This is a genomic window from Actinoplanes sp. NPDC051470, assembly GCF_040682035.1.
Classification (GTDB): Bacteria; Actinomycetota; Actinomycetes; order Mycobacteriales; family Micromonosporaceae; genus Actinoplanes.
The window spans coordinates 79,745-98,760 of sequence record NZ_JBFBAA010000003.1 but is presented as its reverse complement, the minus strand read 5'-3'; the positions used below and the strand labels follow the sequence as shown (position 1 = coordinate 98,760).

At 71.6% G+C, this 19,016-nt stretch carries 10 protein-coding genes and 1 tRNA gene; 9 read left to right on the top strand and 2 right to left on the bottom strand.

The window, feature by feature from the left end; genetic code table 11:
- The first annotated feature begins 102 nt into the window (after window positions 1–102).
- From gltB to AB0M54_RS07555, 5 genes are all read left to right on the top strand, one after another.
- Entirely contained in the window at window positions 103–4,683 is a 4,581-nt protein-coding gene (gltB, locus tag AB0M54_RS07575) for a glutamate synthase large subunit (RefSeq protein WP_364325311.1), read from the top strand.
- Window positions 4,676–6,154 carry a glutamate synthase subunit beta gene (locus AB0M54_RS07570; protein ID WP_364325308.1) on the top strand — a complete coding sequence of 493 codons (1,479 nt, stop codon included), beginning with the start codon at window positions 4,676–4,678 and terminating at the stop codon, window positions 6,152–6,154. The genes gltB and AB0M54_RS07570 overlap by 8 nt, the downstream gene beginning before the upstream one ends.
- Before the next feature lie 57 nt (window positions 6,155–6,211).
- Window positions 6,212–10,195 (top strand): WD40 repeat domain-containing protein, encoded by a 3,984-nt coding sequence (locus AB0M54_RS07565; RefSeq protein ID WP_364469751.1) that lies wholly within the window; start codon window positions 6,212–6,214, stop codon window positions 10,193–10,195.
- 91 nt (window positions 10,196–10,286) lie between these two features.
- On the top strand, window positions 10,287–11,723 hold the full coding sequence (pyk, locus tag AB0M54_RS07560) for a pyruvate kinase (protein WP_364325302.1): 1,437 nt from the start codon (window positions 10,287–10,289) through the stop codon (window positions 11,721–11,723).
- 2 nt (window positions 11,724–11,725) lie between these two features.
- The gene (locus tag AB0M54_RS07555; RefSeq protein WP_364469749.1) at window positions 11,726–12,604 is read left to right on the top strand and encodes an acyl-CoA thioesterase II; all 879 of its coding nucleotides are present in this window, start codon (window positions 11,726–11,728) and stop codon (window positions 12,602–12,604) included.
- 201 nt (window positions 12,605–12,805) lie between these two features.
- On the opposite strand, the gene AB0M54_RS07550 is transcribed toward AB0M54_RS07555, so the two are convergent.
- A complete protein-coding gene (locus AB0M54_RS07550) occupies window positions 12,806–14,086 on the bottom strand; it encodes a hypothetical protein (protein WP_364469747.1) in 1,281 nt (426 codons plus the stop codon).
- Window positions 14,087–14,174: 88 nt separating this feature from the next.
- Window positions 14,175–14,251, bottom strand: a tRNA-Leu gene (locus AB0M54_RS07545).
- 124 nt (window positions 14,252–14,375) lie between these two features.
- Here AB0M54_RS07545 and AB0M54_RS07540 point away from each other — a divergent pair.
- The 4 genes from AB0M54_RS07540 to AB0M54_RS07525 all read left to right on the top strand — a co-directional run bounded on the left by AB0M54_RS07540 (window position 14,376) and on the right by AB0M54_RS07525 (window position 19,000).
- On the top strand, window positions 14,376–14,990 hold the full coding sequence (locus AB0M54_RS07540) for a response regulator (protein ID WP_364325293.1): 615 nt from the start codon (window positions 14,376–14,378) through the stop codon (window positions 14,988–14,990).
- Entirely contained in the window at window positions 14,987–16,153 is a 1,167-nt protein-coding gene (locus AB0M54_RS07535) for a hypothetical protein (protein ID WP_364469745.1), read from the top strand. Before AB0M54_RS07540 ends, AB0M54_RS07535 begins: the two co-directional genes overlap by 4 nt.
- Before the next feature lie 164 nt (window positions 16,154–16,317).
- A complete protein-coding gene (locus AB0M54_RS07530; protein ID WP_364469743.1) occupies window positions 16,318–17,472 on the top strand; it encodes a branched-chain amino acid ABC transporter substrate-binding protein in 1,155 nt (384 codons plus the stop codon).
- Between the two features lie 370 nt (window positions 17,473–17,842).
- A complete protein-coding gene (locus tag AB0M54_RS07525) occupies window positions 17,843–19,000 on the top strand; it encodes a branched-chain amino acid ABC transporter substrate-binding protein (protein WP_364325285.1) in 1,158 nt (385 codons plus the stop codon).
- Window positions 19,001–19,016 lie beyond the last annotated feature (16 nt).

Below are 19,016 nucleotides of genomic sequence, written 5' to 3'. Positions count from 1 at the left end.
TGCGGTGTTGTGTGATTCATCCACACCTGGCGGAGATCCTCGGTCCCTAACGTAGTATCGAGAGACTTTGCAGGGCCGACGTCGTCCCGACCTTGAATTGAAATGAGTGAGACGACTGGAGGCCCGGTGGCTCTTCCGCACCCCCAGGGGCTTTACGACCCACAGCAGGAGCGTGATGCGTGCGGCGTGGCCTTCGTGGCCGACCTGCATGGACGCCGTTCCCACGAGGTGGTTGCCCAGGGCTTGTCGGCGTTGATCCGCCTCGACCACCGCGGCGCCCGCGGCGCCGAGTACAACACCGGCGACGGCGCCGGCATCATGATCCAGGTGCCCGACGGGCTCTATCGCGAGATCGTCGACGCCGAGCTGCCGCCGGCCGGGTCGTACGCGACGGGTCTGGCCTTCCTGCCGTCCGACTCCGGCGCGCGGGCCCGGGCGATCAAGATCTTCGAGAAGTACGCCCTGGTCGAGGGGGGCGAGGTGCTGGCCTGGCGTGACCTGCCGGTGCGTCCGGACGGTCTCGGGGCCACGGCCGAGGAGGCCCGGCCGTACATCATGCAGGTCTTCCTGGCCGCCCACCGGCTCACCGACTCGCCCGACGGCCGGTCCGGCGACCCGCTGAGCGGGCTCGACCTCGACCGCGTGGCGTACTGCATCCGCAAGCAGGCCGAGCGGGAGACCACCCAGCGTGGCATCGCCGCCTACTTCCCGTCGCTGTCGTCGCGGACCATCACGTACAAGGGCATGCTGACGCCCGACCAGCTTCCGGAGTTCTTCGCCGACCTGACCGACCCGCGGTCCGAGAGCGCGATCGCCCTGGTCCACTCCCGGTTCTCGACGAACACGTTCCCGTCCTGGCCGCTGGCTCATCCGTACCGCTTCATCGCGCACAACGGTGAGATCAACACGATCCGCGGCAACCGCAACTGGATGCAGGCGCGCGAGGCCCTGCTGCGGTCGACCGTGCTGCCGGGCAACATCAAGCGGCTGTTCCCGATCGTCACCCCCGAGGCGTCCGACTCGGCCGGCTTCGACGAGGTGCTCGAGCTGCTCCACCTGGCCGGGCGCAGCCTGCCGCACGCCGTGCTGATGATGATCCCCGAGGCGTGGGAGAACGACCCGGCGATGGCGCCGGACCGCAAGGCGTTCTACCGCTTCCACTCCAGCCTGATGGAGCCGTGGGACGGCCCGGCCAGCGTGGCGTTCACCGACGGCACGATCATCGGGGCCGTGCTCGACCGCAACGGGCTGCGGCCCGGCCGCTGGTGGCACACCCGGGACGGCCTGGTGGTGCTCGGCTCCGAGGCCGGCGTGCTCGACCTCGACCCGGCCACGGTGGTGGCCAAGGGCCGGTTGCAGCCCGGCAAGATGTTCCTGGTCGACACCGGGGCCGGGCGCATCGTGCACGACGACGAGATCAAGGCCGGCCTGGCCGCGGCCCAGCCGTACGACGAGTGGCTGCACGCCGGCCTGATCCGGCTCGAGGATCTGCCGCCACGTGAGCACGTGATCTACACCCACGACTCGGTCACCCGCCGCCAGCAGGTGTTCGGCTACACCGAGGAGGAGCTGAAGATCCTGGTGGCGCCGATGGCCCGGCTCGGCGCCGAGCCGCTCGGTTCGATGGGTACGGACACCCCGATCTCGCCGCTGTCCCAGCGCCCGCGGCTGCTGTTCGACTACTTCCACCAGATGTTCGCCCAGGTCACCAACCCGCCGCTCGACGCGATCCGCGAAGAGATGGTGACCAGCCTGGGCATGACCATCGGGCCCGAGGGCAACCTGCTGGCCCCCGGGCCGGCGAGCTGCCGGCAGATCGCCATGCCGTACCCGATCATCGACAACGACGAGCTGGCCAAGCTGCTGTCCATCGATGAAGACGGCGACCTGCCCGGGTTCAAGGCGGTCCGGGTGTCCGGGCTGTACCCGCTGCGTGAGGGCGGGGCCGGCATCAAGGCGCGGCTGACCCAGATCTGCCGCCATGTGTCGGAGGCGATCGAGGACGGCGTACGCATCCTCGTGCTCTCCGACCGCGACGCCAACGCCGGCCTGGCGCCGATCCCGTCGCTGCTGCTGACCGCGGCCGTGCATCAACACCTGGTCCGCGAGCAGACCCGCACCCAGGTGGCGCTGGTCGTCGAGTCGGGCGACTGCCGCGAGGTGCACCACGCGGCGGTGCTGATCGGCTACGGCGCCGCGGCGGTGAACCCCTACCTGGCCTTCGAGACGGTGGACGACCTGATCGCCACCGGGCCGCTGGCCGGGATGGACTCGCGCAAGGCGGTCCGCAACTACGTGAAGGCGCTCGGCAAGGGCGTCCTCAAGATCATGTCCAAGATGGGCATCTCGACCGTGTCGTCGTACTGCGGCGCCCAGGTCTTCGAGGCCGTCGGCCTGGACAACAAGCTGCTCCAGCGCTATTTCGCCGGCACGTCGGGACGGATCGGCGGCTCGGGGCTGGCCGAGATCCACGCCGAGGTCAAGGCGCGGCACGACAAGGCGTACCCGAAGAACCCGGCCGAGCGCACCCACCGCCGCCTCGAGGTCGGCGGCGAATACCAGTGGCGCCGCGAGGGCGAGGTGCACCTCTTCAACCCCGAGACGGTGTTCCTGCTCCAGCACGCGACCCGGTCCAAGCAGTACGACGTCTTCCGCCGGTACACCGAGAAGGTGGACGGGCTGGCCGCCGAGGCCGGGTCGCTCCGCGGGCTGTTCCGGTTCCGGCCGGCCCAGAAGATCAGCATCGACGAGGTCGAGCCGGCCAGCGAGATCGTCAAGCGGTTCGCCACCGGCGCGATGAGCTACGGCTCGATCTCGGCCGAGTCGCACGAGACCCTGGCCATCGCGATGAACCGGCTGGGCGGCAAGTCCAACACCGGCGAGGGCGGCGAGGACGTCGAGCGGCTGTACGACCCGGAGCGGCGCTCCAGCGTCAAGCAGATCGCGTCCGGCCGCTTCGGCGTGACCAGTGAATACCTGGTCAACGCCGACGACCTGCAGATCAAGATGGCGCAGGGCGCGAAGCCGGGCGAGGGCGGCCAACTGCCGGGCAACAAGGTGTGGCCGTGGATCGCCAAGACCCGGCACGCCACCCCGGGCGTCGGCCTGATCTCGCCGCCGCCCCACCACGACATCTACTCGATCGAAGACCTGGCCCAGCTGGTGCACGACCTGAAGATGGTCAACCCGGCGGCGCGGGTGCACGTGAAGCTGGTCTCCGAGATCGGCGTCGGCACCGTCGCCGCCGGCGTGGCCAAGCTCAAGGCCGACGTCATCCTGATCTCCGGGCACGACGGCGGCACCGGCGCGTCCCCGCTCAACTCGCTCAAGCACGCCGGCACGCCGTGGGAGCTGGGCCTGGCCGAGGCCCAGCAGACGCTGCTGCTCAACAAGCTCCGCGACCGGGTCACCGTGCAGGTCGACGGGCAGCTCAAGACCGGCCGTGACGTGGTGGTGGCCGCGTTGCTCGGGGCCGAGGAGTTCGGCTTCGCGACCGCGCCGCTGATCGTCAGCGGCTGCATCATGATGCGCGTCTGCCATCTGGACACCTGCCCGGTCGGGATCGCCACCCAGAACCCGGTGCTGCGCGAGCGGTTCACCGGCAAGCCCGAGTTCGTCGAGAACTTCTTCATGTTCATCGCCGAGGAGGTCCGCGAATACCTGGCCGAGCTGGGCTTCCGCTCGATCGACGAGGCGATCGGACAGGCCGGGATGCTCGACGTGGTGCCCGCGGTCAACCACTGGAAGGCCGGCGGCCTCGACCTGTCGCCGATCCTGCACGTGCCCGACCTGCCGCCCGGCGCGGCCCGGCGCGGCATCGTCCCGCAGGACCACGGCCTCGAGAAGGCGCTGGACAACAAGCTCATCGAGCTGGCCCGGCCGGCCCTGACCGAGGGCACCGAGGTCCGCGCCGAGCTCGACGTCCGCAACGACCACCGCAGTGTCGGCGCGATGCTCGGCGGCGAGGTCACCAAGCGGTACGGCGGCACCGGCCTGCCCGACGACACCATCCACCTCACCCTGCGCGGCACCGGTGGCCAGTCGTTCGGCGCGTTCCTGCCGCGCGGCGTGACGCTGCGGCTGATCGGCGACACCAACGACTACGTCGCCAAGGGCCTGTCCGGCGGCCGGGTCGTGGTGCGGCCGGACGAGCAGGCGCCGTTCCTGCGCGAGGCCGAGAAGCACATCATCGCCGGCAACACGATCCTGTACGGCGCGACCGCGGGCGAGCTGTTCCTGCGCGGCCGGGCCGGCGAGCGGTTCGCGGTGCGCAACTCCGGCGCCAGCGCGGTCGTCGAGGGCGTCGGCGACCACGGCTGCGAATACATGACCGGCGGCACCGTGGTGGTGCTCGGCTCGACCGGGCGCAACTTCGCGGCCGGGATGAGCGGCGGCACCGCGTTCGTGCTCGGTCTCGACCCCGACCGGGTCAACCCCGAGCTGGTCGACCTGACCCCTCTCACCGAGGAGGAGCAGGAGACCGTGCACACGCTGGTGCGCAAGCACCACGAGGAGACCCAGTCCGAGGTGGCCGCGCGGCTGCTGGCCGACTGGCCGGCCGCGGTGCGCGAGTTCACCGCGGTGGTGCCGCGCGACTACAAGCGCGTGATGGAGCTGATCAAGACCGCCGAGGCCGCCGGTCGCAACGTCGACGAGGCGGTCATGGGGGTTAGAAGTGCCTGATCCGATGGGATTTTTGCGGTACGAGCGCCAGCTCCCGAAGCGCCGGCCGGTGCCGGTCCGCATCCAGGACTGGCGCGAGGTCTACCCGCCGGCCGGCGAGGAGCTGATCCGCGACCAGGCCACCCGGTGCATGGACTGCGGCGTACCGTTCTGCCACGACGGCTGCCCGCTCGGCAACCGGATCCCGGACTGGAACGACCTGGTCCGCACCGGGGCGTGGCAGGCGGCGGCCGAGTCGCTGCACGCCACCAACAACTTCCCGGAGTTCACCGGCCGGCTCTGCCCCGCGCCCTGCGAGGAGGCGTGCGTCCTGGGCATCGGCGACGACCCGGTGACCATCAAGCAGGTCGAGGTGGAGATCGCCAACCACGCCTTCGACCTCGGGTACGTCCGCCCGCAGCCCGCCCCGGCCGCGTCCGGCAAGCGGGTCGCCGTGGTCGGCTCCGGCCCGGCCGGCCTGGCCGCGGCCCAGCAGCTGGCCCGGGCCGGGCACGCGGTCACGGTCTACGAGCGGGACGACCGGATCGGCGGCCTGCTCCGCTACGGCATCCCCGACTTCAAGATCGAGAAGGTGCACATCGACCGCCGGATGGCCCAGATGGAGGCCGAGGGCGTCGAGTTCCGCACCTCGATCGACGTCGGCGCCGACGTGACGGCCGACGACCTCAAGGACCGGTACGACGCCGTGCTGCTCGCCTGCGGCGCCCTGGCCGGCCGGGACGCGTCGGACACGCCGGGACGCGCGCTCAACGGCGTACATCTGGCCATGAATCATCTCGTGCCGGCCAACCGGGTCGCCGCCGGCCTGCAGGAGAGCACGCCGATCGACGCGCGGGGCAAGCACGTCGTGATCATCGGCGGCGGCGACACCGGCGCCGACTGCCTGGGCGTCGCCCACCGGCAGGGCGCGGCGTCGGTGACCCAGCTCGACCAGTACCCGTTGCCACCGCAGGTCCGGGCCGGCGAGCTGCACCCGTGGCCGACCTGGCCGACCATCCTGCGCAACTACCCCGCGCACGAGGAGGGCGGCGACCGGGTGTTCGGCGTCGCCGTGCAGGAGTTCGTCGACGACGGCGAGGGCAACGTCCGGGCGATCCGGGTGGCCGACGTGGTCGTCGAGCGCGTCGACGGCCGCCGCACGGTCACCGTCGTGCCGGGTTCGGAGCGCGAGTTGCGCGCCGATCTGGTCCTTCTCGCGATCGGGTTCGAGGGTACGGAGGAGCAGCCGCTCCTGGCCCAGTTCGGCGTGACCCGCACCGCCCGCGGCATCGTCGACGCCCGCCCGGACTGGCAGACCGATGTGGACGGCGTGTTCGTGGCCGGCGACATGCACCGGGGCGCCTCGCTGATCGTCTGGGCGATCGCCGAGGGCCGGGCCGCCGCCGCCGCGATCCACAACTACCTCGGCGCGTTCGGCGAGCTGCCCGCTCCCGTCCACCCTGGATCATTGCCGCTCACCGCCGTTCGATGACACCATGGGCGACGCCCGGTGCGTCGCCTGTGGGGTGAGCCTTTGATCGATCACACGGTGCCCGTCGCGCGTGCCCGTGACGGGGTGCGCGCCTGGGTCCGATCCGCGGGTTCCGGGCTGCGCCGGGCGTCGCCGTACGGCATCGTTGCGTTCCTCGCCGCCGCCGCGGTGGCGCCGGTCGCGGGCGCGGCGCTGGGCGCGTCCAACGAGATGAGCGCGGCCCTGTCCCAGCTCGGCGGCATGGGCAGCAACTATCTGTCCGACGCGCTCGCCGGCACGGCCGACCGGCTGCGCAACGACGCGTCCGCCGACGAGTTCCGCGAGGCGCTCGCCGTCGACCTGGTGGCCCGGCTCGACGCGGGGGACACCGGCCTGCGTGACGAGATCGCCTCGGTGCTGCAGGCGATCGACGCGGTCGAGGTGGCGTTGCGGGCCGCCGACGACGGGGTGCGCAGCGAGCTGATCGCGGCGTTCGGCTCGCTCGGCGCGGATGTGGGCCGCCTCCACCTGCTGGCCTCGGACGCCGCGGACGCGCTGGCCCGGATCGGCGTCGAGCAGCGGCAGCAGACCGAGTTGCTGCGGCAGAGCCTGGTCGCGGCCCACCAGATCATGCAGGAAGTACGCGGCCGGCGGCCGATCCCGAACAAGGCCCTCTCGCGGGGCGAAGACCCGGGCGGTCCCGCCCCCTATCCGGGCATGGCCAGCTTCGACGCGCTCGACGCCCGCTACTTCCGCGGCCGCGAGACGCTGGTCGCCTCGCTGCTGGGCCGGCTGAGCGAGCAGGCCGTCGGCGGCCCGCCGCTGGTGGTGGTCGGCGTCTCCGGCGCGGGCAAGTCGTCGCTGATCCGGGCCGGCGTGCTGCCCGCGATGACGATGGACCTGCCGTGGGTGATCATGACGCCGGGCGCGTCCCCGCGGGCCGAGCTGACCGGCCGCCTGGCCGCGCTGGGCGAGGACCGCAAGGTCGTCTTCGTCGACCAGTTCGAGGAGCTGTTCACCCAGTGCGCCGACCCGGCCGAGCGGCTCGCGTTCGCCGAGGCCCTCGCCGATCTCGCGCCCGACCTGCTGATCATCACGGTGCGCGCCGACTTCTATCCACAATGCACCGAACTGCCGCCGCTGGCCGGCATGCTCGCCATCGGGCAGGTGGTGGCCGGGCCGCTGAGCGAGGTGGATCTGCGGCGCGCCATCCGCGAACCGGCCGCCATCGCCGGCTATCACCTCGAGCCCGGCCTCGAGGACCTGCTGCTCGCCGACCTCGGCGCGATCGATCGTGGCGGCGCGCTGCCGCTGCTCGCGCATGCTCTGCGGGCCACCTGGGACCGCCGCGAGGGCGACACCATGACGGTGGCCGGTTACCGTGCCACCGGCGGGATCCGGCGCGCCGTGGCCGAGTCGGCCGAGGAGATCTACCTCGGACTGGACGAGGCCGGCCGGGCGGCGCTGCGCCGGGCCGTGCTCAGCCTGGTGACCATTGTGGACGACCTCCCGGTCCGCCGCCGCGCCGCCCGCGCCGAGACCGATCTGGACGTGCTCCGGCCGATGATCGAGGCGCGCCTGGTGACCACCGGCGAGGACACCGTCGAGGTCAGCCACGAGGCGTTGCTGACCGGCTGGCCGCGGCTGGCCGGGTGGCTGGTCGACGAGCGCGAGACCATCCTGCTGCGGCAGCGCCTCGCCCTGGCCACCCAGGACTGGCTGGCCGCGGGCGAAGATCAGGACTCGGTCTACCGCGGCGCCCGCCTCGACGCCGCCCGTGAGTGGGCGACCGGCCGCGGCGACGTGCCCGAGGCGCAGCGGCGTTTCCTCGCGGCCGGCACGTCCGCGGCCCGCCGCACCACCAACCGCCTCCGCCGGCTGGTCGCCGGTCTCGCCGTTCTCCTGCTGCTCGCCGTGGCCGGTGGCGTGGCCGCCCTGGTGACCCGCAACACCGCCGAGCGGAACCGGCTCGAGGCGCTGTCCCGCCAGCTCGCCGCGGAGGCGCGCACGGCCATCTCGCTCAACGACTTCGAGGCCAGGACGAAGGCGGTGAACGGCTGGGACGCCGCGCACACCTCCGAGGCGCACACCGCTCTGATCTCCACCCAGCAGACGGTGACCCTGGGCCACCTCGGCACCCGGGACGGCGCCTACCGCATCGCGGTCAGCCCGGACGGCAGCCGGGTGGCGGTCGGCTACTACGACGGGCGGCTCCAGCTCTGGGACGCCCGTACGCTCCGCCAGGTCGGCGGCGACTTCCGAGTCCCGGGCACGGAGACCGTCCTGGTCTCGCTGAAGTTCTCGCCCGACGGCCGCTACCTGGCGTCGTCGTCGCTGTCGCTGCCCGGCGGGGTGGCCCTGTGGGACGGCGTGACGGGCCGGCAGCTGCGCACGCTGAACGCCTTCGGCGGCGTCGCCTGGCTCCCCGGTGACGGCGGGCTGCTCGCGGTCCGGTCCGAGGGCGAGCCGGTCGGCCGGCTGCTCGCCACCTGGGATCCGGCCACCGGCCGGGTCGCCGGTACGACCCCGGTCGGCCTGGCGGGCGTCCTGGCCATGGCCGTGAGCCGCGACGGCCGCCATGTCGCCCTGTCCGGGCCCCAGCGGGTGGTGGTGGTGCGGCGGGCCGACGCCAGAACGCTGCTCACCCTGACCGACCAGACCTACTTCGATGTGGCGTTCGCGCCGGACGGCACACTGATCACTTCCGGCCTGAAGTCGCTGGAGCTGGTCACCTGGGACCCCGTCACCGGACGCCGCCTCGGCCGGATCAGCGACCCGGACAATCCGCTCGGCGGCGGGCAACTCGCTGTCACACCGGACGGCACGGTGCTCGCCCAGGGCGGCGAGGAGAACGAGATCCAGCGGATCAAGTCGGACGGCGGCGGCCCGCGGCCGGAGATGAGCGAGTTCCGCGGCACGGCCACCTCGATGGCCCTCTCGGCCGACGGGCACCTGCTCGCCGCGGCCGGCCTCGGCGCCCCGCCCATGCTGTTCCGGCTCGACGTCGACCGGCTGCCGCACCCGCAGCTCGTCGGCTACGTCGCCTTCGAACCGGGCGGGACCCGCATGGCCAGCGGTTCCAGCGACCCGCGGATCCGCGTCTGGGACACCGCCACCAGCAACATCGTCTCGACGATCGAGCTGACCGGCCACGACGGCGGACCGATCGGTCTGGCCTGGGGCGCCGGCGGCGTCATCGTCGCGACCCTGTCCGACGGCCGCATCCTGGCCTTCGACGCGGACGGCAAGCTCCGGCACACCTTCCGGGCCGGCCCCCGGCGGATCGCCAGCAGCCCGGCCGTCTCGCCGGACGGGACGCTGCTGGCCGTCAGCATCGACGGCGACGGCGCCGACCGGGCGGCCGACAAGTCGAGCTACGTGCGCGAACGCCGCCGCGAGCCCAAGGTGATCGTCTGGGATCTCCGCACCGGCGCCCGGGTCGCCGGGGTCGACGCGACCGATCATCTGATCATGCGGCTGGCCTTCACCCCGGACGGCCGTCGGCTGCTGGGCACCGGCAATTCCAGTGCCACCGCCAGGGCCGACGACGGGAACCAGACCGGCGCCGTGTTCCAGTGGCAGGTCGACGGCATGCGCCTGGTGGCGAGCCGCTCGCTGCCGTTCGCCGAAGCGGCCGGCGACGGCGCGTTCAGCCCGGACGGCAGCAGGTACGCGGTCGCCACCCGGGCCGGGCACGCGGCCGTGTTCCGCACCGCCGGCCTGGAACCGGACGGATCCATCGGGCGGCACGACTTCGAGGCCGACCATGTCGCCTGGTCGCCGGACGGCCGGATCCTCGCCACCTCCAGCAACGAGGAGGGCGACCCGATCCGGCTCTGGGACGCCGCCACCGGCGACCCGATCGCGGCCGCCCGCGCCCAGGGCAACACGATCCAGGACCTGGAGTTCTCCCCGGACGGCCGGACCCTGGCGGCCGCCTCCGGCGACTGGACCGTCGCCCTCTTCCACCTCGACCCCGATGACGCTGTGCGACGGCTGTGTGCCGTCATCCGGCCGGTCGCCGAGGCCGAAGCGAGGAACCTGCCCCGGCTGTGCCGATGACAACCCGGCCAGGGCGCTAAGCTCTTAGCCGTTTGAGCACCCCTGGGACCGGGGGTCGGTCCGCGGGCCGACCCGGAGGAGAAATAGCCTGATGGCTGTGTCACGCCGAGTAAAGATCGTCTGCACCATGGGTCCGGCCACCGCGTCCCCCGAGCGCATCCGCGGGCTCGTCGAGGCCGGCATGGACGTGGCCCGGCTGAACTTCAGCCACGGCAGCCACGATGATCACAAGCACGTCTACGACCTCGTCCGCGAGGCCGCCGCCGAGTCGGGCCGCGCCGTCGCGGTGCTGGCCGACCTGCAGGGCCCGAAGATCCGGCTCGGCCGTTTCGCCGCCGGACCGCACGAGTGGCGTACCGGCGACGTCGTCACCATCACCAGCGACGACATCCAGGGCACCCCCGACCGGGTCTCCTGCACCTACACGCGGCTGCCGCAGGAGGTCAAGGTCGGCGACCGCCTGCTGATCGACGACGGCAAGGTCGCCGTCGAGGTCTCCGCGGTCGAGGGCAACGACATCGTCTGCCTGGTCGTCGAGGGCGGCCCGGTCTCCAACAACAAGGGCGTCTCGCTGCCCAACGTCGCGGTCAGCGTGCCGGCGATGAGCGACAAGGACGAGGAAGACCTGCGCTTCGCGCTGCGCATGGGCTGCGACGTGATCGCGCTGTCGTTCGTCCGCTCGCCCGACGACATCAAGCTGGTCCACCAGATCATGAGCGAGGAGGGCGTCACCCGCCCGGTCATCGCCAAGGTCGAGAAGCCCGAGGCGGTCGACCACCTCGAGGCGATCGTGCTGGCCTTCGACGGCGTCATGGTGGCCCGTGGCGACCTCGGCGTCGAGCTGCCGCTCGACCAGGTGCCGCTGGTGCAGAAGCGCGCCGTGCAGCTCTGCCGCGAGAACGCCAAGCCGGTCATCGTGGCGACCCAGATGCTCGACTCGATGATCGAGAACAGCCGCCCGACCCGGGCCGAGGCCTCCGACGTGGCCAACGCGGTGCTCGACGGCACCGACGCGGTGATGCTCTCCGGCGAGACCAGCGTCGGCAAGTACCCGGTGCTCACGGTCAGCACGATGGCCCGCATCGTCACCACGACCGAGAGCGGCCCGATCGGGGTGCCGCGGCTCCAGCACGACCCGCGTACCCATGGTGGCGCCCTGACCGTCGCCGCCTCGCAGATCGCCCGCAACATCGGCGCGAAGGCGCTGGTCGCCTTCTCGCAGACCGGCGACACCGTCCGGCGGCTGTCCCGGCTGCACTGCGAGCTCCCGCTGTACGCCTTCACCCCGATCGCCGAGGTGCGCGACCAGCTCGCCCTGACCTGGGGTGTCGAGACCTTCCTGACCGACTTCGTCCAGCACACCGACGACATGTTCCGTCAGGTCGACGCCAAGATGCTGGGCCTCGGCCTGGCCAAGCCGGGCGAATACGTGGTCGTCGTGGCCGGCAGCCCGCCGAACGCCCCCGGCTCGACCAACACGCTCCGGGTGCACCAACTGGGTTCGCTGGCCGATCCCAGTAGCGTGTGAACATGCCACTCCAGGGCCAGGCCGCCGTCGATCAGCTTCTGCAACTGCTCGACCTGAAGCAGATCGACGCGGCCACCTTCACCGGCGAGAGCCCGCAGACCGGGGCGCAGCGCGTCTTCGGCGGGCAGGTCGCCGGCCAGGCCCTGGTCGCCGCGGGCCGCACGGTGCCGTCCGAGCGGACGGTGCACAGCCTGCACGGCTACTTCGTGCGGCCCGGCGACCCGACGGTGCCGATCGACTTCCACGTCGAGACGATCCGCGACGGCCGGTCGTTCTCGGTGCGGCGCTCGACGGCCCAGCAGAACGGCCGGACGATCTTCTTCATGTCGGCGTCGTTCCAGGTCCACGAGGAGGGCCTGGACCACCCGTCGACACCGCCGGCCGACGTGCCCGGGCCCGCCGAGGTGCCCACGATGCACGACTGGGTGAAGCGTTACCCCGAGCGCGCGGGCGCCTTCAACGCGGCCCCCCAGGCGATCGACCTGCGCTACGTCGGCGTGCCCGGCTGGGTCCCGCCGGGCGACCGCGAGGTCAACGCCGAGCAGCGCGTGTGGATGCGCATCAACGGCACGCTGCCGGACGACCCGCTGATCCACGCCTGCGCCCTGACCTACGCCTCCGACCTGTCCCTGCTCGACGCGGTCCTGTCGACGCACGGCGAGGTGTGGGGGCCGGGCGGCGTGATCGGCGCCAGCCTCGACCACGCGCTGTGGTTCCACCGGCCGTACCGCGCCGACGAGTGGTTCCTCTACGACTGCACCAGCCCGTCGGCCAGCGGCGCCCGCGGCCTGGCCAGCGGGAAATTGTTCACGGAATCGGGCGTTCACATCGCCAGCGCGGTTCAGGAGGGTTTGCTCCGCCGCGTCGGCGCGGGCAAATAACTCAGGTCAAGAGCTTTATGTCGCACCTGGGTGGGTGGTTCTGACCGTCGCTCCCGCCGAGGCCGGGCGTGCGGCTCCAAGGCCGTGGCCGGCCAGAACAGAGCCGCCCACCCTTCATTCTGAGTGAGTGGTCGCCCTCTGGGCGCTCCGCGCCCGAACCCCGTCGCCGGCCCTTTGCTCAGAGCAGGGGACGGGCCCGCGTCAGCCGGACTGGTGGGTTTTGCGGGAGGACTCGGCGGGGGAGTTGACGCCCTCGGGGGTGTCCGGGACCTCGGGCATGTCCTCGTCGTCGAAGTGGTGGCCGACCGCCGCGCCGGTGACCCCGGCCAGGGCGAGCATGGCGTCGAGGTCGGCTGTGGTCCGCAGAACCTCCTGGTGGAAGTCGTCCCCCTGGGGAGCGGCCGGCGCGGCAGAGGCAGCCGGGGCGGCGGGCCGGTCTGTGGCAGCGGGCTGTTCTGTGGCGGCCGGGGTGGCGGGCTGTTCTGTGGCGGCCGGGGTGGCGGGCTGTTCTGTGGCGGCTGTGTGTGGGGCGGGCTCGGGGGCGTAGGCCATGGCGGCCCCGGGCGGTCCCGGCACGATCATCGGGCCGGCCTGCTCGGTGGTCTCGCCACCGGCGGCCACGTAGCCCGCCGCGGCCATCCCGCCCGCGGCCGCGAGGCCGGGCTCGGCGGCGGCCGAGGGAGCGCCGCCCGAGGCGCCCAGGGCGTGCTCGGTGGGACCGCCCGGCCACATCGGGTCAGCGCCCGGCGAGACGTCCGCGCCGCCGGCCGAGACAGCGCCGGCCGAGGCAGCGTCGGCCGAGGAGCGGGGCGCCGCGCGGTGGCGAGGGGCCGGCCGGACGGCGACGGGCGGCTTGGGCGGGGCGGTGTCGAAGTCGGCCAGGCCGGCGGTGTAGCCGCTCAGGCCCTCGGCGCGCTCCGGTGGCAGGTCGAGGATGTCGGCGCGGGCCGCGCGTACCTCTCGGAGGCGAAGCCCGGTGACCAGGTCGGCCACGCCGCGCAGCAGGCCGAGCGCGCCGATCACGGTGACCACCAGATCGGCCGTCCGCGACAGCGGGCTGGCCGAGAAGAAGCCCAGGCCGGCCTCCAGCACGCCGACCACCATGATCAGGCCCCACACCCGGTCGGTGTCCCGGGTCATCATGGCCACGGCCACGTCGACCGCCCCGCGCACCATGAGGTACCAGCCGATCAGCGCGGCGGGCGTGGTGTACGAGGAGGTCTGTCCGGTCAGCAGCACCACGCCGGTGGCCGTGAAGAGCAGGCACATCGACGCGTTCATCCACCAGGTCCGCGCCCCGGCGCAGGCCCGTAGCGCCTCGGTGAGCGCGCCGAACAGCACGACCGGCCCGGCCACCCGCACGATGTCGGCCGGTTCGAGCCGGAGCACGGTCCAGCCGACGGCCAGCCAGGCGACGCCGGCGAGCATCAGCCAGCCCCACATGGCGTGCCGCACGGCACTCAACGGTCCGGTCGTGAACATGAACGCCTCCCGGGGTCCTGGTACTTGCCCATGACACCAGGAAGAAGCGCCTCAAGCGGACTTTTCGCCGAAAGCGGGATGGCGGTGGTGGTGTCCCCGGTGGGATTCGAACCCACACTGGATGGTGTTTGAGACCATTTCCTCTGCCGGTTGGGATACGGGGACGCAGAGGTACGTCTCCTGACGGTGAAGCCGTCACGAGCCTGACACACACTACCCACTACGCTGTTGGGGGTGACACCCAGATACCCGGGTGTCGCGGACGCAGCGGGTTGAGGGGTAGGGGTACGTGGCCGACACGGAGGCGAGCGCTGAGCGCAGGCGGGTTCTCATCGCCGAGGACGAGGCGCTGATCCGGCTGGACCTGGCCGAGATGCTCGTCGAGGAGGGCTACGACGTCGTCGGTGAGGCCGGTGACGGCGAGACGGCTGTGCGCCTGGCCGAAGACCTCTCACCCGACCTGGTCATCCTCGACATCAAGATGCCGATCATGGACGGGCTGGCCGCGGCCGAGCGGATCGCCGGCGCCAAGATCGCCCCGGTGGTCATCCTCACCGCGTTCTCCCAGCGCGACCTGGTCGAGCGGGCGCGGGCCGCGGGCGCGATGGCGTACCTGGTGAAGCCCTTCCAGAAGTCCGACCTGGTGCCGGCGATCGAGATCGCGCTCTCCCGGTACTCGGAGATCTCGGCGCTCGAGTCCGAGGTGGCCGGGCTGACCGACCGGCTCGAGACCCGCAAGTCGGTCGAGCGGGCCAAGGGCGAGCTGATGACCAAGTACCAGATGACCGAGCCCCAGGCGTTCAAGTGGATCCAGCGGACCGCGATGGACCACCGGTTGACCATGCGTGAGGTCGCCGACCGGATCCTGGCCGAGCAGCAGGCCGAGGCGGAACCGCCGCAGTGAGGCCGGCCACCGCCCGGGTGCTGGCCGCGGTGGTGCTGGCCGCCGGGGCGGTGGGTGGCTGCGACGACCCCGCTCCGCCGCCGGCCGTCCCGCCGGTGACCATCGCCTGGCAGCCGGCCGCGTTGCCGGCCGACCCGTCCGGTGCCGCGATCATGCTGCGTGAGGCGACCTCGTGCGGCGGCGCGTTCTTCGTGGTGGGCGCGCTGCGGGACAAGTCCGGGGGTACGCGGCCCGCGGCGTGGCTGACCCGCGACGGCACGGCCTGGTCCCCGATGACCTTCAAGCCCAAGACCTTCTACGGCGAACAGAACATCCTGTACGCCGTGGCCTGTGCGAACGGCCGGCTGGCGGCCCTGGGCGCCAAGGTCGGCGGGGCGCACGGCAACCCGCGGACGAGTTCCTGGTCGCAGGACGCCGACGGGGTGCTCCAGGAGGTGACCGCCCCGTTCGAGCTGTTCGGCGGCCCGCAGGCGCTGAACGTGAACCGGCTCGACGCGGGCCCCAGCGGCTTCCTGATCTCGGGCAACCGGATGTCGGGGGCGGCGGCCTGGGTCTCGCCGGACGCCGCGAGGTTCGACATCGTCGAGCGGGCCGCCGGCCTGACCTCGGACCAGGCGGGTGAGACGTACGCGTTCGACGCGGCCGCCCTGCCCCCGGGCTGGCTGGTGGTCGGCGGGATCATCGCGGCCGGCCGGGTCGACCGCGACCCGATGAGCTGGCGGTCGCCGGACGGCCGCGGCTGGACCCGGGTGCCGGCCGCCGGTGGCACGGAGGACTACGACGAGTTGCAGCGCGTGACCGTGCTGGACGGCGTACCCATGGCCGTGGGCCTCCGGGGCGCCGCCTTCGGAGCGTGGCGGCTTGACGGTGACACGTGGCAACCGGCGGGGACCTTCGGCGTGGTCCGTCCCGGCGGCGGCACGTCGGTGCGGTCGCTCGTGGCGTCGAACGGGCGGCTGCTCGCGGTCACCGCCGACGCCCAGGGCTACGCCGGCTGGGTGTCCGCCGACCGGGGCGGCTCGTGGCGGCCGGTCACGTTGCCCGCGGTGACGGCCGGCGCCGATCACGCGGTCACGCTCACCGCGGGTGCGGACGGCCGTCTGCTGCTGCTCACCGACGACGGCGTGACCGGACGGACCTATCTCGCGGAGACGCCGGCCTGATCGGGCCGATGCCCGTTCGGCCACGTCTCCCGGGGCACCTTTTGCCGCACTGCGTAACGGCTTACCGGTGTTGTGGCCCCGCGACCTTACTGTGGCATTTGCCCGCGCCATACGCTGCGCCCGCACAGGGGCACGGGAACAGCGCAGACGAGAGGGCATGAGCCTTGAGGCACAACTTTGGACGGGCCCTGGGCGCCGTGGGGCTGGCGGCCGCCATGCTCGCGGTGGCCGGTTGTCAGGACGCGGGCGGCAGCGGCGGGGAGACCCAGGCGGCCTGCGGCGGCAAGGTCGCGATCTTCGGCGCCTTCACCGGCGCCAACGCGGGCGCGGTGCTCTCCTCGCTCAACGGGGCCAAGATGGCCGTGAAGAAGTTCAACGCGGCGAACCCGGACTGCAAGGTCACCATGCAGGAGTTCGACACGCAGGGTAACGCCGATCAGGCGACCCCGATCGCCAACCAGGTGGCTCAGGATCAGTCGTTCCTGGCGGTGATCGGCGGGCACTTCTCCGGTGAGTCGAAGGCCACGATGCCGATCTACGAGGCGGCGGGCATGGCGATGGTCAGCCCCGAGGCCACCGCTCCGGAGCTCACGGCGGCGGGCAACAAGTCGTTCCACCGGGTGGTCGGTAACGACAACACGCAGGGCGCGGCGGCGGTCGAGTACGTCAAGACGGTCGCGAAGAGCAAGAAGGTCTTCGTGGTGGACGACGGCTCGACCTACGGCTCGGGCATCATCAAGGTGATCAAGGACGGCCTGGGCCCGCTGGTGGCCGGCTCGGACAAGGTGCAGACCGACCAGACCAACTTCGACGCCACGATCTCGAAGATCAGGAGCGCGGACGCGGACATCATCGCGTACGGCGGTTACACCAACGAGGCGGCTCCGCTGCTGAAGCAGGCCCGCGCGGCCGGGGTCAAGGCGACCTTCCTCGGTTTCGACGGCCTCTACGACCCGGGGTTCCCGAAGGGCGCGGGCGAGGCCGCCCAGGGCGCCATCGTGACCTGCCCGTGTCTGCCGGCGGACAAGGCCGGCGGCACTTTCCCGAAGGACTACGAGGCCGAGTACAAAGAGCCGTCGGGCGCGTACGGCGCCGAGGGCTTCGACGCGGCGACGGTGCTGCTCGACGGGTTCAAGGCGGGCAAGAAGACCCGCGCCGACCTGCTGACCTGGGTCGACGCGTACGACAAGCAGGGCGTCTCGAAGTACATCAAGTTCGACCAGAACGGCGACGTCGACAAGTCCAAGGTCGTGGTCTGGTCGTACGAGATCAGCGGCGGCAAGTTCCAGCCCGGCCAGGAGCTCAAGCTCGCGGGCTGACCGGCACGGTGGTCCGCCGATCGGCGGGGCCGGCGTCGCGGCCCGCCCCGCCGATCACGCTGTGAAACGGAATCCGGGGCCCGGGACCACGATCCGGTGATCACTCCGACGGGCGAAATGACCGCTTTTACCTGCGGGAAACGCCGCTGTAACGGGGCCGGTTCCCCGAATTGTGTCCGCTCGGCCCTTCCGCTGAGGAACCTTCGAGCAGACACTCTGTAACGGTTTGGCAAGCGTGCTGGCTAGACCCTACTTAGGTAATTGACACCCAAGTACGCTGCGCCATCACGAGCAGTGCGCAGGAAAGCGGTTCAACCCATCACAGGGACCGGGCCCGCCGCACCCTGCATCAGAGGAAAGGTCATAAGCCTTGAGGCGTAATTTTGTTCGAGCCCTCGGTGCCGTGGGGCTCGCCGCCGCCATGCTCGCGGCGGCCGGATGTCAGGACTCCGGCGGCAGTGGCGGCGACACGACGGCTGCCGACTGCGGTGGAAAGATCGCGATCTTCGGCGCCTTCACCGGCCCGAACGCGGGCCTCGTCATCCCGTCGCTCAACGGGGCGAAGCTCGCGGTGAAGCAGTTCAACACCGCGAACCCCAACTGCAAGGTCACCATGCAGGAGTTCGACACGCAGGGTAACGCCGACCAGGCGACCCCGATCGCGAACCAGGTCGCTCAGGACCAGTCGTTCGTCGGCGTCATCGGCGGTCACTTCTCCGGTGAGTCGAAGGCCACGATGCCCATCTACGAGGCCGCGGGCATGGTCATGGTCAGCCCGTCGGCAACCGCCACCGAGCTCACCGCCGGTGGCAACAAGTCGTTCCACCGCGTGGTCGGCAACGACGGCACCCAGGGGGCCGCCGCGGTCGAGTACATCAAGAACGTCTCCAAGAGCCAGAAGGTCTTCCTGATCGACGACGGTCAGACCTACGGCGTCGGCATCATCGACGTGGTCAAGAAGGGCCTGGGCGCCACGGTGGCCGGCTCGGACAAGGTCCAGACCGACCAGACCAACTTCGACGCCACGATCTCCAAGATCAAGAGCGCGAAGGCCGACCTGATCGCGTACGGCGGCTACACCAACGAGGCGGCTCCGCTGCTGAAGCAGGCCCGCGCGGCCGGCGTCACGGCGAAGTTCCTCGGCTTCGACGGCCTGTACGACCCCGGCTTCCCGAAGGGCGCCGGCGACGCCGCCAACGACGCCGTGGTCACCTGCCCGTGTCTCCCGGCCGACAAGGCCGGCGGCACGTTCGCCAAGGACTACCAGGCCGAGTACAACATCGCTCCGGGTTCGTACGGCGCTGAGGGCTTCGACGGCGCCAACGTCTTCCTCGACGGCTTCAAGGCCGGCAAGAAGACCCGCGCCGACCTGCTCGCCTGGGTCGACTCGTACGACAAGCAGGGCGTCTCGAAGTACATCAAGTTCGACCCGACCGGTGACGTGGACAAGTCCAAGGTCGCCATCTGGTCCTACAAGATCTCGGGCACGAACTTCGAGCCCGAGCAGGAAATCAAGCTCACCAGCTGATTCATCGGTACGTGGT

What these genes read in the sequence shown, in the direction of transcription:
- pyk (WP_364325302.1), top strand. Translation starts at nt 10,287, where the DNA reads ATGGCTGTGTCACGCCGAGTAAAGATCGTCTGCACCATGGGTCCGGCC.
- AB0M54_RS07555 (WP_364469749.1), top strand. Translation starts at nt 11,726, where the DNA reads ATGCCACTCCAGGGCCAGGCCGCCGTCGATCAGCTTCTGCAACTGCTC.
- gltB (WP_364325311.1), top strand. Translation starts at nt 103, where the DNA reads ATGAGTGAGACGACTGGAGGCCCGGTGGCTCTTCCGCACCCCCAGGGG.
- AB0M54_RS07550 (WP_364469747.1), bottom strand. Translation starts at nt 14,086, where the DNA reads ATGTTCACGACCGGACCGTTGAGTGCCGTGCGGCACGCCATGTGGGGC.